Source organism: Calothrix sp. 336/3 (assembly GCF_000734895.2).
Classification (GTDB): domain Bacteria; phylum Cyanobacteriota; class Cyanobacteriia; order Cyanobacteriales; family Nostocaceae; genus 336-3.
In genome coordinates this window covers 2,404,810-2,419,744 of sequence record NZ_CP011382.1, presented here as the reverse complement: position 1 = coordinate 2,419,744, position 14,935 = coordinate 2,404,810, and the positions used below count along the sequence as shown (strand labels likewise).

Below are 14,935 nucleotides of genomic sequence, written 5' to 3'. Positions count from 1 at the left end.
TATTTCACCTGTGCTATTGGGCGCGATAAACCTACGGTTCGCTGGCGCTAACGCCTAACATCCAAAACCGCAGATATTACCACATACATTCATCATGGGTTTGCCAGACATTCATACCCTCGAAAAGGCGCTAAATTACTTGGCTGAGGTTATCCAGTGGCGCATGGATTCCTATTTTAATGGTAGTGAGAAGCCTGAGAAACCAATGCCAAGTCCACCAGAGGATTGGTTAAAGGCAGAAAGTCCCCTACCCTGCTTTATTCGCAAGTATCAATTAGATAGTGCCGCTCAGCTAACTCTACTAATAGCCCTAGCTCCCCATTTACAACCAGATTTTTTTGAGAGGACGATCATGACTCAGTTACCCCAAGCTGGTGACTATCCTCAAATTGGTGGTTGGCGTGGTAAATCTTTTCGGGGATTTTTACCAACTGGGGAAACGGTACTATTTATTCTCGGTAGTCATCAGTTGAGTCAACGGTTGCTACTCCAGCAAATTTTCAGTGAGGAACATCCCTTTGCTCGCGATCGCGTCCTTTACCTGGAACCACCTCCAGAGGGTGAACCGATGATGAGCGGTAAATTAGTCATGACTCAGGATTATATCGACCTGTTTACCCAAGGAGAATTGTCCCGTCCCCATTTCAGTCTCGATTTCCCAGCTCAACTCATCACCACTGAGATGGAATGGGAAGATTTAGTTCTCAATTCCCAAACTTTACAACAAATTCGGGATTTGGAAGCCTGGATTACCCACGGTGCAACCATTCTCTATGATTGGGGGATGAAAAGGAAGCTAAAACTGGGATATCGTGCCCTTTTTTATGGTCCCCCCGGTACAGGTAAAACCCTGACTGCCAGTCTTCTGGGGAAGTATACGGGTAAAGATGTTTATAAAGTAGATCTGTCGATGGTGGTATCAAAATTTATCGGGGAGACAGAAAAAAACCTAGCGAATCTATTTATGAAGGCAGAAAGTAAGGATTGGATTCTATTTTTCGATGAAGCTGATGCTTTGTTTGGTAAGCGTACTAATGTCCGTGATGCCCATGATAAGTATGCCAATCAAGAGGTGAGCTACCTATTGCAGAGGGTCGAAAACTATGATGGGTTGGTCATTCTGTCTTCTAATTTCAAAAGCAATATCGATGAAGCTTTCCTGCGAAGATTTCAATCACTTATCCAATTTCCCATCCCCAATGCCAAAGAGCGATCGCAATTGTGGCATATCGCTTTCCCATCGCAAGTTAAACTGACTCAGGATATAGACCTCACTGAACTTGCAAATACCTATGAGATGAGTGGTTCTGACATCATGAATGTAGTGCAGCACTGTTGCTTACAAGTATTACAAGGTAGTTATACAGCTATTAACCAAGAGATACTGCTCAAGGCAATTAAACGGGAATTTAGCAAAGCTGGAAAAATTCTGTAGGAGTCAAAAAGAAGCATCAGAGGAGGGAGAGCTTTATTTAGTTACAAAAGAGATCGAGTGAAAATACATAAAATGAAAATATTTATTACATTCAAGCGCACGAAAACCAAAAAAGTTTATTGTTTTAATTGAGCAGCACATAATAACATCTTGCTGTTTCCAAATTATCCATGGTTTTGCTACAATTCTTTGTGCCAATTCCCAGACACGACTACTGCAATCATCACTGTTATTCCACGAGGTATTTTCCCTGAATCGGTGTCTGAAAACTTAGAGGTAGATTTGCCAAAGTCCTGTTATGAGACTGGAGTTAAATAGGCGATAAATCAGCCTACAATTTACTCTTTGTTAGTCAATAGTCTATGAATAATAGGCTTTTGATTGTATTTCTCTATACAAAAACAGTATTAAAAAGCTACCTCAAAAATCAAAAATCGTTACAAGTTATAAACAATCAAAAAATATCCATACTAATACCAACAGACTTCTTGTATAAGGAGGTTATACCCGAAGAGAATCTGAGGTCAGACTCAATTCTTCCTAATCTGTTCATGCTTTATTTTGGTGGAGCATTTACAAACAGTCTTTTTCGCCAATAAAATTCCCTGACAGTTTCATAAAGGGACTCATAGATATCCTTGTAAATTGCTTTTTTTTGAGCCGAACATGATCATTGATGCAATGAGATTGATACAGGTTTCTTTACAGCGCTATATCCGGGAGGTGGAACCACAACTTGAAGCAGCTCAGATTGTCATCATCGATAATATCGCCACTGCTCAAGAACTCGGTGGTTCAAATAATCAACTCAATGGACATGTGGTGATGAGTCTAGTTAACCTCCAAGAGGAAACAACCCTCAAAAATGGTTCTAACTATCGCTTGGAGAATGGTCGCACGGTTTACCAAAATCCTCCAGTTCACCTGAACTTATTTATTCTTTTTTCTATTCTCCACAATCAACACGAAACCGCTCTGCAACTGCTGTCACGAATCATTGAGTTTTTTCAATCGCAAAAGGAGATTTCGTCGATCGCCACTCCGGGGAATGGGTTTATTTCCAAAGATATACGGGTTGTTTTGGATCTTTATTCTCTAACCTTTGAGCAACTGAATCACCTCTGGGGAACCCTGGGGGGTAAACAAGTTCCTTTTGCGCTTTATCGTGCGCGTTTGGTGAGTCTAGAACCTCGTAAACGTCAAGCGGAAGTGCCTGTAATTAGTGAAATGCATTGGGATGAGTAAAATCGGGATGCGGTTATGAAGATTTTATACAAACAAATCCTGAATTTAGAACTTTGGCATGACTATTATCTGGGGCAATCCGATCCCCCCGCTTTAGCTACGGATTATGCAATATCAGAAATACTAACACTGGTACCCACTGCACATTGCCAACAGGTGCTGAAAAATCTGCGCTGCATCTTCCGTCCCCAACCTTGGGGAGCAACTATTTCTGCTTGTGTAGAGGAAGTTAACCTTGGCGATCGCGGAGCGTCTCCAAAGGAGAATCGCAACGGTAATTTTCAGACGCAGATACCTGTAGATAGTCCGCAACGACTGACATTTTGGCTCATAGTGCGCGATCGCTATTTTAGTAATTACACAAATCTTTCTCTGACTGCACCTCGTCAGCAAATTTACTATTTCTCGAATTTATCAAATAATCAAAGTCACGCCCTATTCCTCACCCAACCCTTACCCGTTTACGCTCCCAACACCAGCTATCCACTGGGGCAATTGGTGACTCATGATGGCAAGACCCTAGAAGCATTACGCAACTATACTTCTGTGAGTGATGTACCTGATACTAGTGATTGGGATACTTTTCCTAGCAGCCAGTATGTTTCTGACCTAGATAGACTACCACACCAGGTATTATTTAAAACCCATGTCATTCCCAGAGCCGACCCCGGTGAGATTTTCCGCTTCACCTTAACAGACGCAAGCGAACAGCAAACCTTTGCCCTGAAGGTGACAGCCCCAGATAATCATACCCCTGGTGAGGCGATCGCCGTTAACCTGAATTTTTCCGGTCAAGTTCCCGGTTGCTATCAACTACGCCTAAATAATACCCCTGTTGACAAATTTATCCTCTATGACCCGATGACCAGCAGTAATGCATTTGCTTTGGTGGAAATCGTTCTCAACCAAAACCTAGTCCCACCAGCATTTTCACCGTTGCAATCTCAGGGGGGAAAAACCCTAATTCAACCGAAAACCTATGTGATTCGGTTTAAAAACCGGGCTACCCATTGGCGTTATCGCTACGAAAAGCCCCATGGTTTCAGCCAAGACAAGTTACCTGATTTTGAATTACAAGATGACAAAACTTACTTTACCAAAAGACCCCAGGGTTTACTGCGACGACCCAAGGGTTTACTTAAGGACGGTAAAGACCAATTGTTACCAGCACCGGGAGTCATGCTAATTAAACCGGAAAGACAGATCGATCCCGAAACAGAAAAAGAGGCGATACTCCCGAAGGGAATGACTGACGCGATTACGCGGAGCGCAGCGCCAAAGGCGATCGCCATTTTTTCCGATATCTATTTGTAAGTAATCACCAATTATTAAGTACACAAATATGCCAAGTACCTACAAAACCCCAGGCGTTTATATCGAGGAAATTTCTAAGTTTCCCCCTTCCGTTGCCGAAGTAGCCACCGCTATTCCTGCTTTTATTGGTTATACTCAACAGGCGATCGTCAAAGGTGTTGATTACCATCAACTTACAGATGATGCAGTCAAAGCAGCAGACGAGGCGAAAAAAGCAGCAGACGAGGCGAAAAAAGCAGCAGATGCAGCATCAGATGACAAAGCCAAAGCCAAAGTAGCAGCAGATACCGCCAAAGCAGCAAAAGCAGCACAAGCAGCAGCAGATGCAGCAAAAGCAGCCGAACCATTGAGGATTACATCATTACTAGAGTACGAACTATACTTTGGCAAAACTGAATCTGAGGCTGAAATTGTTGTCACAATTGAAGAAACTCTTAACGAGAAAAACATAGTCACAGAGCGCAACGTATCTGGCAAGAACGATACACCCTCTCCACACAATATGTACTATGCTCTACAAGCATACTTTGCCAATGGGGGAGGTCCTTGCTATGTAGCCTCCGTAGGCAAAATCAAGGATAGTGGCGGTATAGTTTCTTTAGAGAATCTCCAAGCTGGAATTGCCAAGGTTGAAAAAATAGACGAAGTTACCCTATTTGTCTTTCCTGAGTCTCAAGCTCTAAGTAACGAAAATAAAGCAGGGCTTTTCGATGCTGCAATCCAACAATGTTTGAAGTTGCAAGACCGTTTTGCCATTTTCGATTTGCAACCGCCAACAAAAGTACAAACTATCCTGGATGTCGCAGGGGAATTTCGGGATTTGAGTTTGAATTTAGATGCTTTGAAGTACTCTGCCGTTTATACACCTAATGTGGAAACTATTTTTAATTATGAGTACGAACCAGCTAGCGTAAAACTAGTTCATTCACAAACTCTGTCGGATGGGAGTAAGCAAAATGGGAGTTTCAACGACAAAAAAATGTCTGACTTAGCTCCTCAGCAGGATGATAAAGCAGCAGGAAATGCAATTTTATTCAATCTAGTCAAAGCGGCGATCGAGGCAATTCCCTTGATTTTGCCACCTAGTCCATTAGTTGCTGGTCAATATGCCTTTGTCGATCGCACCAGAGGTGTGTTTAAAGCTCCTGCAAATGTAGCATTAAGTTCGGTAATCAAACCTACTATCAAAATTACCAGCGCCGAACAGGAAGACCTCAACGTTCACAGTACAGGTAAGTCGATTAACGCGATTCGTGCTTTTACTGGCAAAGGTACATTAATTTGGGGTTCCCGTACCCTAGATGGAAATTCCAATGAATGGCGGTATGTTCCAGTACGGCGATTTTTCAATATGGCGGAAGAATCGATTAAGAAAGCCACCGAAGGGTTTGTGTTTGAACCCAATGATGCTAATACCTGGGTGAAAGTCAAGGCGATGATCGAGAATTTCCTGACTCTGCAATGGCGTGCGGGTGCATTAGCTGGAGCCAAACCGGAGCAAGCTTTCTATGTCAAGGTAGGGCTGAATGAAACCATGACTGCTCTTGATATTCTCGAAGGTCGTTTGATTGTTGAAATTGGTATGGCTGTGGTACGTCCGGCTGAGTTCATTATCCTCAAGTTCTCCCACAAGATGCAGGAAAGCTAATACCAATTCGTAATTCGTAATTCGTAATTCGTAATTCGCAATTCGTAATTCGTAATGCTCCTTTCAGGAGAGCTAACGCTAACGTAATTCGCAATACCCTACGGGAAGACGCTCCGCGTCTACGTAATTCGCAATTCAGAAAAGAAAGCAGATATCCATGTACCAATTAACTAACTAACCATGACAGACATTAACTATCCATTACCTAAGTTTCATTTCCAAGTTGAGTGGGGTGGTAAACGTATCGGATTTACCGAAGTTTCTGGGCTAAATGTGGAAACCCAGCCGATTGAATACCGAGAAGGAAATATGCCTCAGTATAGCAAGCTACAGATGCCTGGGATGCAGAAGTTTGGAGCGATTACGATGAAAAGGGGGACAATGAAGGGAGATAATGAGTTTTATACTTGGTGGAATACAGTAGCTTTAAATACGATTGAGCGGCGGGATTTAACTATTAGTCTCTTGAATGAGAAACATGAGCCGGTGGTGGTTTGGAAGGTAAACCGAGCTTGGCCCACGAAAGCAACTTCTACCGACCTGAAAAGTGATGGGAATGAGGTAGCAATTGAAACCATTGAGATTGTTCACGAAGGGCTGACAATTCAAAATGGCTAGTGGTTTTCCAGGTTTGTAGTTGTTGCTCTAGTCCCTAAGAGCGATAAATCCCTACTACTAACCTCTCATAACTAATGTGATACACCTAAAGCTATGGAATATACTTATCCCCCAGTCAGTTTCTTTTTTGACGTTATATTTCTGGGTGAAGGTCTGGATAAGCAGAACGTCGAAACTCGCTTTCAAAGTATTACGGGTTTGAGTGGAGATATGCAAACGGAATCGCTCAAGGAGGGAGGGGAAAACCGGTTTGAGCATACTTTACCAGTGCGTAGTAAATATAGCCCGTTGGTGCTGAAGCGAGGCTTAGTAAAAAATTCCCAGATGGTGAATTGGTGTATGGATGCCATTGTCAAATTTGATATTCGCCCGATGGATTTGCTGGTCAGGTTGTTACATGTGCAAGGTTCAGCACCTCAAAATACTCCTGCAAATGTCGAACCGCTTGTTGTTTGGAAAGTCATCAATGCTTGGCCCAAAAAGTGGTCTGTTTCAGAATTTAATGCCGAACAAAACGCGATCGCCATTGAATCATTGGAACTGAATTATAGCTATTTTGAGCCACAGAAGTAAGAATGGAGCGTTACTAACGCACCCTACTGGCGTGTCAAGGCTAAAGTTGTGCATTAGATTTCTAGTAAAAGAAGCGCTAAAGCGCAACTACAAACAAATTTTATTGCATCATTTTAAGCTTGCCACGCCACTACAAGACTTTTTTAGGAAAATTAGATTATTATGCCATTGGAAATTAGAGAATTAGTCATCAAAGCATCCGTTCATGATTTAGGGCAGGGGCAAAATACCAATCAAGAGGAATCAGAAAACGGTACTAATGTCAATAATCAAGCGGATATTATTGCTGCCTGTGTTGAGCAGGTATTAGCTATCCTCAAGGAACAATCGGAGCGCTAACCTATGGTCAATTCTGTCAAAACAGGTGAACTGACTAAGGTTAAGTTGGAGATTTATAAGGACGATCGCTACCAAAGTAAGATTGGGTATTTTGATTTACCTATCAATCCGGAGCAGTTTTCCCAACAATTTCAAATTGAATATAACCGTAGCCAAGCTCAGGGTTCTCAACATAATAATCCGGAATATAAATATACTCGACCACAGGAACTAAAAATAGATTTTATTTTTGATGGAACGGGGGTAGTTCCCGATCGCCAAAATCCGGGAAAATTTCACCAGGATGTGGTCAAACAACTCCAGGAGTTTTTCCGGTTGACTTACACCATGAATCCCCAGACACACAAGCCAAATTTTATCCGGTTGTTGTGGGGAGATTTTTCCTTTGGTTACGCTGGTAAGAATGGTTTTAACTGTCTCCTGACCAATCTCCAGGTCAATTACACCCTATTTGCGTCCGATGGTAAGCCTCTGCGAGCCAAGCTAAGTGCCACTTTTACTAGTTATACCGAGCAAACACTAAGACTGCTGGAGGAAAACAAACAATCTCCCGATCTCACCCACCAACGCAAGGTGACTGCTAGTGACACTTTACCTTTAATGACCTATCGCATCTATGACGATCCATCCTATTACCTGCAAATTGCCAAAGTTAACGGTTTGATTAATTTCCGCCGTTTAAAGACTAATACCGATTTAAGATTCCCACCCCTGGATAAAACAGAGCTATGACCGATCTAATTATTCCGGCGAATTCACTCTACAATGTCGCCACCTTCACGTTACTCTCTGACGGTAAAGACATCACGAATGATTATACTGTGTTGTCTTTGACAGTACATCGAGCAGTTAACCGTATCCCCACAGCAACAATCGTCCTGCGGGATGGTGCTGCTGCTGAGGAAACCTTTGCCGCGAGTGAGGGTGCAGACTTGATTCCGGGGAAGCAGGTGGAAATTGCCATTGGTTACGATAGTGCGAATAGCAAGATATTTAAGGGGCTAATTGTTAAGCACGCAATTAAAGTCGGTGCAAATGGGGACTCTATTTTGGTGCTTGATTGCAAAGATGTTGCTGCTAAATTAGCCATTGGTCGTCACAGTCGGTATTTTACAAAAGTTAAAGATAGTGATGCGATCGCCCAAATTATTAGCAGTTACGCTGGCATTAGTCAGGATATCGAAGCTACCACAGGTGAACATCCGGAAATTGTCCAATACTACGCGAGCGATTGGGACTTTATTCTCTCACGGGCGGAAATGAATGGATTGATTGTCCTGGCGGAGAATGGGAAACTCAAGGTTAAAGCTCCAAGTACTAGTGGTAATCCGATAGTCAGCCTCACCTATGGGGTAAACCTACTGGAATTTGCTGCGGAAATGGACGCGAGAAACCAATATCAAGCAGTTAAGGCGCAAGCTTGGGATTATAGCAACCAGAGGTTACAGGAAGTGACCGCATCGGAACCGCAAGTTAACAAGCAAGGTGATTTATCGGGAAAGACATTAGCTAGTGCGATCGCTCTCGATACTTGGGAACTGCGTCACAGTGGTAAGTTAGAACAGAATGAACTCAAAGCTTGGGCTGATGCTCAACTGTTGAAAAGTCGATTATCCAAGATTCAGGGTAAGGTAAAGACGATTGGCAGCCCTGATGCTAAACCTGATACCTTGGTGGAACTGAACGGACTAGGTAAACGCTTCAACGGGTTAGCCTATGTTTCGGGTGTGCGTCATGAGATGGTGGGTGGAGCTTGGTATACATATATGCAATTGGGGATGGAACCTCAGTGGTTTTACCAGGTAACAGATATTGTCGAACGACCAGCATCCGGACTAGTTCCCGGTGTCAACGGCTTACAAATTGGGGTGGTGGTGCAGTTAAAGGAAGACCCCAACAGACAAGACCGCATTTTAGTCAAAACCCCGACCATTAACTTTCAAAGTGAGGGAATTTGGTCACGGATTGCTACCTTAGATGCGGGGAATAATCGTGGTTCCTTCTTTCGTCCGGAAATTGGTGATGAGGTTGTTGTGGGTTTTCTCAACGACGATCCCCGCGACCCGATTGTTTTGGGAATGTTGAATAGTAGCGCCAAACCAGCACCCCTGCAAGCCGAAGATGAAAACCATCACAAGGGCTTTTTTACGCGATCGCAAATGAAAGTTACTTTTGATGACGATAAGAGAATTATGACTTTGGAAACACCGGGAGGTAACAAAATTATCATCTCTGATGAGGATAAGGGCATTACTTTGAAAGACCAAAATGGTAATACCATGACCATGAATGATAAGGGTATCACGATTAAAAGTCCGAAAGATATTACCCTGGAAGCTACTGGTAAACTCACCCTCAAAGCTGCACAGGATACCAGTGTTGAGGGCTTAAATGTGAATGTTAAAGCTAACGCTCAATTTAAAGCCCAAGGAAATGCAGGGGCTGAAGTATCCACAAGCGCGATCGCCATTTTAAAAGGTTCCTTAGTACAAATTAATTAATAAAAGTCACTAAATATACAAAGGAAAGATAAGAAAATGGGAAAACCAGCAGCTCGTCTGACTGATATGCATGTTTGTCCTATGGTGACAGGAGTTGTTCCCCATGTGGGTGGACCAATTATTGCTCCCGGAGTCCCCACTGTCTTAATTGCTGGGTTGCCAGCAGCTGTAGTCGGTGATACCTGCACCTGTACGGGACCACCGGATACGATCATTTTGGGTTCCACAACGGTGCTAATTGGTGGCAAACCCGCAGCTAGGATTGGGGATACTACTGCTCACGGAGGTTCGATTGTCTTAGGAGCATTCAACGTGTTGATTGGGGGGTGAATAATAATTCGTAATTCGTAATTCGTAATTCGTAATGCTCCCTGCGGGAGAGCTAACGCTAACGTAATTTGTAATTAAATTTTCATGAATTAGCGCGAAGCACTTGAGATGGAAAACAACGATAAAGCCTTTTTAGGAACAGGTTGGGGATTTCCACCTACCTTTAATAAAGCCTCGGCAAGTGTGGGGTTGGTGAGTGCAGAGGAGGATATTTGTGAAAGCCTGATAATTCTCCTATCTACATATTTAGGGGAACGGGTAATGCAGCCGACCTATGGTTGCAATCTCCAAGATTTTGTCTTTGAACCCCTGAGTCCCACTATTGCTAGTAGTATCAAGGAACAACTACGTACCTCCATCCTCTATCACGAACCGCGCATTTTGCTCAACAGCTTAGACCTGAGTTTGGATGAACAATTGGAAGGACGGGTGAAACTTACCATTGATTACACCATTCCCAATATCAATTCTCGCTTTAATTTGGTCTATCCCTTTTACATAGAGGAAAGTAGCGGAAATCTGCTTCCAGCCGTTACTAAAGGTGAAATTCCAGTCAATTTGCAATTAGGGAGCATCGCCAATGTTTGATTTGATTTGGAAATGCCAAGGTTTCCTCAATGTTTGTAAGTTTATAAGCCGATGAATATCCGCCGCGAACCACCGAAAAATCCCTTAATCCGCGATGGGGTAAGCCAGGAACAGCGACAACTTCCAGCCCTGTCACCCGATTTTGTCAAAATTGACGAGGGCGATTTGGCTGATTTTCTGGTTTTTGCTCATAAACTGAGCGAACGGGTTAATTACTACAAAGAAGACAACACCGCAGATGGGAATTGGCAAGAATTTTTTACTAATAGCACCCCTGTGCAGATCGCCTTGATTAGTAAAACCCGCCCGGAAAGCGTCAAGGAGAAGTATCGGGAGCATTTGGATAAATTTCTCAAAAATCCATCTCGTGACACTCTAGAGCTAATATTGGCTGACGTTCGTGGAATTTTATTGCGTATTCAAGGCTGGCATGAGAAGTTAGAAGATTATACTCCCCTCAAGTCCGCGATCGCCGGATTGGTGCAGACTAATTTGCGGGAAGCTATCCAGCGAATACTGTCCTTTGAAAAAGCTGCTCAGAAAGCACCGACAAATTTTTACCGAGATTTTGCTCAAAAATTTCATCTGCAAATTAACTCAGAAGTTGCAGCTGTTCCCATACCTGTGCAACGAGCAGAATTAGACTTTGTATTTCAAGCCCTATTTCAAAATTACCGTCAAATTATCCAAATCGCTCCTCAATATCTCCGGGATAGTTTAGAAAAACGACAGGATCATCCACCCCACCTATCTTTATATTTTGCCTTTTGGGAGGTGATGCGACCAGTCAGGGATGACTTGAATCGGATGACGCAAAGACATCTGGACTTTTTCTATCGTCAGGTTTTGCAATTGCGCGATCGCCCAGGTTCAGCTGACAGCGCTCACTTAATTTTGGAACTGGCTAAATCATTCCCAGAATATAAGCTGGATGGGGGGACTCGTTTTCTTGCTGGTAAGGATGCTAGTGGTGCTGAGTTATTTTACCAACTAGATACGGAAACCGTTATCCACAAAGCCCAAATAGCTAGTTTGAAAGGGTTATTTTTGGACTCGCAAGAAATTGCGACTGGTGATCAACCGGAAAATTTGCTGGGTTTTTATACTTCATCCCAAGTGAACAGCTTTGACGGAGAAGGTGGAGATTTTCCCAAGGAGCAAATAGTTAAAGCATGGTTGCCCTTTGGTGATAATACACGTAAACATAGTCAGTTAGGATTGGCGATCGCCTCAAATATTTTTTATCTTCAGGAAGGAAACCGCACCTTAGTTTTGACTTTGACTTTTGATAAAGAAGTTAAAACGGTAAAAGCTAGCGATTTACCTAAAATTTTTACGATTGAATTTAGCGGGAAAAAAGACTGGATAGTTGGGGAAATTCTCATCCCACAGACCAGCGAAACTAGCTTAGAAAATAATATCCTCAAATTAGCGGTAAAGCTCTCTGCGGAGCAGGAAGCAATTGATATTTATAATTCTGAATTACCTGGGGCAAAACTTTCAACTCATCTACCTGTGGCGAGGTTGCAATTAAAAGATGATGTGCTAGTCAATAATTTATCTGCCTATAGTTATTTCCAGAATATTAAACTTGTTGAGTTGAATATCCAAGCTCAAGATATAGAAGTTCGCAAATTAGTATTACAAAATGATTTAGCAGTATTAGATGCAACTAAACCCTTTCAACCGTTTGGTAGCAGACCCAAAACCAAAGCCAATTTTTACATTGGTAGTCAAGAAGTATTGCAAAAGCACTTGACTGCACTGACTATTCACCTGAAGTTAGAACAAGAAAAACCCAAAGACTGGTTAGATATTTATGCTGCTTATGATAGTGCTTCTGATATTAGCAAACCAGATAAAGTTACCCTCAGTTCCAACTTTAACCCAGGTAAATTAGCAGTTGCATCCCTGCGACAAAAAATTTGGCATCCCACGGAAAATCAACCAACCCGAAACCTATTTGATAGTAGCGAAATTTCTCTCACAAATGAATTAGGGAAACTCAAACTTAATTCTGTTGCTGACACTAGAATTGTGGAAGCTTTCACCCCCGATAGTCAAAATGGTTTTTTACGTCTCCAACTCATCGAAAGTGATTTTCTCCACGATGAATATCCTACCGTATTAACGCGGCAAGTTTTGGCTACTGCAACAAATCAAAGGATTCCCGTACCAGGTGTTGGTGAGAGAAGACAAGCAGTTATTGGAGCTTATTACAGAAATAAGGATGGCATTTTTAAGGTTGTTTCTCCTAAACACTATGTCGAGTTTGCAGATGAACCAATCATACCTAAAGAACCATTAACACCAGTAATTCAAGAAATCTCTCTCAAATACACAGCAGTAGCAGAGAAAAAAGATTGCCAATTATTCCATCTCCATCCATTTGATGGGTTTGCAGCTTGGGATGAGAAACAATCCTATTTTTTACCACAATTTACCAACGAGGGAGAATTGCTGATTGGATTGGAAAATCTCGAACCACCGACAGCGTTACCTTTGCTATTTCAAGTAGTGGAAGAAAGTGCTGATGGAGAGTTAAAAAAGACAGAGATTGAGTGGTATTACCTCCAAAATAATGATTGGATTTCCTTGCGTAATATCGTTATTAATGACAACACCAACGGGTTAATTGCTTACGGTATCATCAATTTGCCAATTCCCCAGGAAATTAGTAAGGATAAAACTACCATTCTCGACCCAAATTTACACTGGATTAAAGCTAGTGTGAAATCTCGCAGTCGAGCTATGTGTCAAATTATTGATGTTCACACCCAAGCTGCAAGGGTAACTTTTGTTGACACAGGAAATGATGGCAACCATTTAGCAAATCCCTTACCAACTGGAAGTATCGCGAAATTAGCTGAACCCACAGAAGCTATCAAAAAAATTGAGCAACCCTATAATTCTTTTGGTGGCAAAGTTAAGGAACAACCTAGCCATTTTTACACCCGAATTAGTGAGCATTTACGTCATAAAGGTCGAGCAGTCACCATCTTTGATTATGAGCGGTTGGTATTAGAAAAATTTCCGGAAATTCATCAGGTGCGTTGCATTAATCATGGACAGGTGAAGGGTCAGCAGTTTAATGAACTTGTACCTGGGGCTATAACTTTGGTAGTAATTCCTAAAATATTACCAGAGCGTATTTCCCAGGAATTTGAACCAAAAGTTAATGTTAACCTCCGGGAGAAAATCAAGGAATATTTGCTCAGTGTTAGTTCCCCTTGGGTTGAGATTCAAGTTGTTAATCCGATATATGAATATATCCAAGTCGAATTTTCTGTCAAGTTTAAATCTCCCTATAACCAAAACTTTGGCTATTATTCCCGCGAATTAGATAGAGGAATCATTGGTTTTCTCACACCTTGGACGGTGAATCAAGGGGCAGAAATGGATTTTTGTGGTGTTATTTATCGTTCTGCAATTCTCAATTTTGTGGAGCAGCAATATTACGTTGACTATGTAGTGGATTTTCAAATGCATCATCAAAATCAACAAGAAAATCAATCCAATATCAGGGAGGCGATCGCCTCTACTTCCCGTTCTCTACTTACCTCGGTTCCCGTTGCAAGCAATGGTCCAACTCACATAATTAATGAAATTACGGTCACTAGTGAAATGGCTGATAATCAAAAATTCTTTTTTGGAACTCTGGGTTATGAAGCTTTAGAAAATACTATTTTATTACCACCAAAAGAGGAAGGAGGGGAAGCGATGATAAGGGATGACTAATTAAGCAATATCTTCAAGACTTTGGTGTGTTAAGGTGTTCCGTCTAACCATACCCTACTGGAAATAAAAAACAATAAATTCAAATTTTAACTATGGTCAACACAACTGCTACATCTCAAACTGAAACTAAAATGACATTGAAAAATCGCAATGAATTGAAGAGTTTATTCAATAGTAATACCCGTCTTTCGGTGACGCATTTTCATGATTTGATTACTTCGCTGCTCAATAAAAAAGAGGATAAATTTCATGGTGTGTGGAAAGCGGGACAGACATACCAAAAAGGTGATGTTGTCTATTATCAAGGCGCACTTTGGGAGATGGATGAAAAGGAAATTTGCGCTAAAGATGGAGAGGAACCAGATAAAAATCAGAAATGGAAATCCCGTCTTCTAAAATTGGAACAGAATGTAGATACAATTCAACAAGATTTACAAGCTTTACGCAAGGAATTTACTGAGTATAAACAGCAGATGGATTTGCGGTGGACACAACTACTGAAATATTTGACTTTACTTTCTGTGGGAATTGTGATTGCGCTGACATGGTTATTTGGTAGTGGGATTTCTCAACTTTGGCAATCCTAGAGGGTATTTTTTCATTCGT

General features: G+C 41.9%; 13 protein-coding genes. All 13 read left to right on the top strand.

Annotation, left to right across the window (positions count from 1 at the left end):
- The first annotated feature begins 94 nt into the window (after positions 1–94).
- On the top strand, positions 95–1,435 hold the full coding sequence (locus IJ00_RS10145; RefSeq protein WP_035152652.1) for an ATP-binding protein: 1,341 nt from the start codon (positions 95–97) through the stop codon (positions 1,433–1,435).
- Positions 1,436–2,116: 681 nt separating this feature from the next.
- Positions 2,117–2,680: a DUF4255 domain-containing protein gene (locus IJ00_RS10135; RefSeq protein ID WP_238178489.1), complete on the top strand. Its 564-nt coding sequence runs from the start codon at positions 2,117–2,119 to the stop codon at positions 2,678–2,680.
- Between the two features lie 15 nt (positions 2,681–2,695).
- Complete coding sequence (locus tag IJ00_RS10130; RefSeq protein ID WP_144416024.1) at positions 2,696–3,994, top strand: hypothetical protein; 1,299 nt, start codon at positions 2,696–2,698, stop codon at positions 3,992–3,994.
- Between the two features lie 28 nt (positions 3,995–4,022).
- Positions 4,023–5,642 (top strand): phage tail sheath C-terminal domain-containing protein, encoded by a 1,620-nt coding sequence (locus tag IJ00_RS10125; protein WP_035152644.1) that lies wholly within the window; start codon positions 4,023–4,025, stop codon positions 5,640–5,642.
- A 180-nt stretch (positions 5,643–5,822) separates the two neighbouring features.
- Positions 5,823–6,260 (top strand): phage tail protein, encoded by a 438-nt coding sequence (locus IJ00_RS10120; protein WP_201782683.1) that lies wholly within the window; start codon positions 5,823–5,825, stop codon positions 6,258–6,260.
- A gap of 93 nt (positions 6,261–6,353) precedes the next feature.
- Positions 6,354–6,833, top strand: a complete 480-nt coding sequence (locus IJ00_RS10115; RefSeq protein WP_035152641.1) for a phage tail protein — start codon at positions 6,354–6,356, stop codon at positions 6,831–6,833.
- A 162-nt stretch (positions 6,834–6,995) separates the two neighbouring features.
- A complete protein-coding gene (locus IJ00_RS28930) occupies positions 6,996–7,172 on the top strand; it encodes a DUF5908 family protein (protein WP_168163457.1) in 177 nt (58 codons plus the stop codon).
- 3 nt (positions 7,173–7,175) lie between these two features.
- Complete coding sequence (locus IJ00_RS10110; protein WP_035152639.1) at positions 7,176–7,904, top strand: LysM peptidoglycan-binding domain-containing protein; 729 nt, start codon at positions 7,176–7,178, stop codon at positions 7,902–7,904.
- The gene (gene vgrG / locus IJ00_RS10105; protein WP_046814786.1) at positions 7,901–9,673 is read left to right on the top strand and encodes a type VI secretion system tip protein VgrG; all 1,773 of its coding nucleotides are present in this window, start codon (positions 7,901–7,903) and stop codon (positions 9,671–9,673) included. The genes IJ00_RS10110 and vgrG overlap by 4 nt, the downstream gene beginning before the upstream one ends.
- Before the next feature lie 36 nt (positions 9,674–9,709).
- Positions 9,710–10,003: a PAAR domain-containing protein gene (locus IJ00_RS10100; protein ID WP_035152636.1), complete on the top strand. Its 294-nt coding sequence runs from the start codon at positions 9,710–9,712 to the stop codon at positions 10,001–10,003.
- A gap of 108 nt (positions 10,004–10,111) precedes the next feature.
- Positions 10,112–10,591: a GPW/gp25 family protein gene (locus IJ00_RS10095; protein WP_035152633.1), complete on the top strand. Its 480-nt coding sequence runs from the start codon at positions 10,112–10,114 to the stop codon at positions 10,589–10,591.
- A 51-nt stretch (positions 10,592–10,642) separates the two neighbouring features.
- Positions 10,643–14,329 (top strand): baseplate J/gp47 family protein, encoded by a 3,687-nt coding sequence (locus IJ00_RS10090; RefSeq protein ID WP_046814785.1) that lies wholly within the window; start codon positions 10,643–10,645, stop codon positions 14,327–14,329.
- Positions 14,330–14,421: 92 nt separating this feature from the next.
- Entirely contained in the window at positions 14,422–14,916 is a 495-nt protein-coding gene (locus IJ00_RS10085; RefSeq protein WP_238178488.1) for a carbohydrate-binding protein, read from the top strand.
- The last annotated feature ends 19 nt before the right edge of the window (positions 14,917–14,935 follow it).

Coding starts and splice junctions, on each gene's coding strand:
- IJ00_RS10110 (WP_035152639.1), top strand. CDS start 7,176: ATGGTCAATTCTGTCAAAACAGGTGAACTGACTAAGGTTAAGTTGGAG.
- IJ00_RS28930 (WP_168163457.1), top strand. CDS start 6,996: ATGCCATTGGAAATTAGAGAATTAGTCATCAAAGCATCCGTTCATGAT.
- IJ00_RS10120 (WP_201782683.1), top strand. CDS start 5,823: ATGACAGACATTAACTATCCATTACCTAAGTTTCATTTCCAAGTTGAG.
- IJ00_RS10130 (WP_144416024.1), top strand. CDS start 2,696: ATGAAGATTTTATACAAACAAATCCTGAATTTAGAACTTTGGCATGAC.
- IJ00_RS10125 (WP_035152644.1), top strand. CDS start 4,023: ATGCCAAGTACCTACAAAACCCCAGGCGTTTATATCGAGGAAATTTCT.
- vgrG (WP_046814786.1), top strand. CDS start 7,901: ATGACCGATCTAATTATTCCGGCGAATTCACTCTACAATGTCGCCACC.
- IJ00_RS10115 (WP_035152641.1), top strand. CDS start 6,354: ATGGAATATACTTATCCCCCAGTCAGTTTCTTTTTTGACGTTATATTT.
- IJ00_RS10145 (WP_035152652.1), top strand. CDS start 95: ATGGGTTTGCCAGACATTCATACCCTCGAAAAGGCGCTAAATTACTTG.
- IJ00_RS10100 (WP_035152636.1), top strand. CDS start 9,710: ATGGGAAAACCAGCAGCTCGTCTGACTGATATGCATGTTTGTCCTATG.
- IJ00_RS10090 (WP_046814785.1), top strand. CDS start 10,643: ATGAATATCCGCCGCGAACCACCGAAAAATCCCTTAATCCGCGATGGG.
- IJ00_RS10085 (WP_238178488.1), top strand. CDS start 14,422: ATGGTCAACACAACTGCTACATCTCAAACTGAAACTAAAATGACATTG.
- IJ00_RS10095 (WP_035152633.1), top strand. CDS start 10,112: ATGGAAAACAACGATAAAGCCTTTTTAGGAACAGGTTGGGGATTTCCA.
- IJ00_RS10135 (WP_238178489.1), top strand. CDS start 2,117: ATGAGATTGATACAGGTTTCTTTACAGCGCTATATCCGGGAGGTGGAA.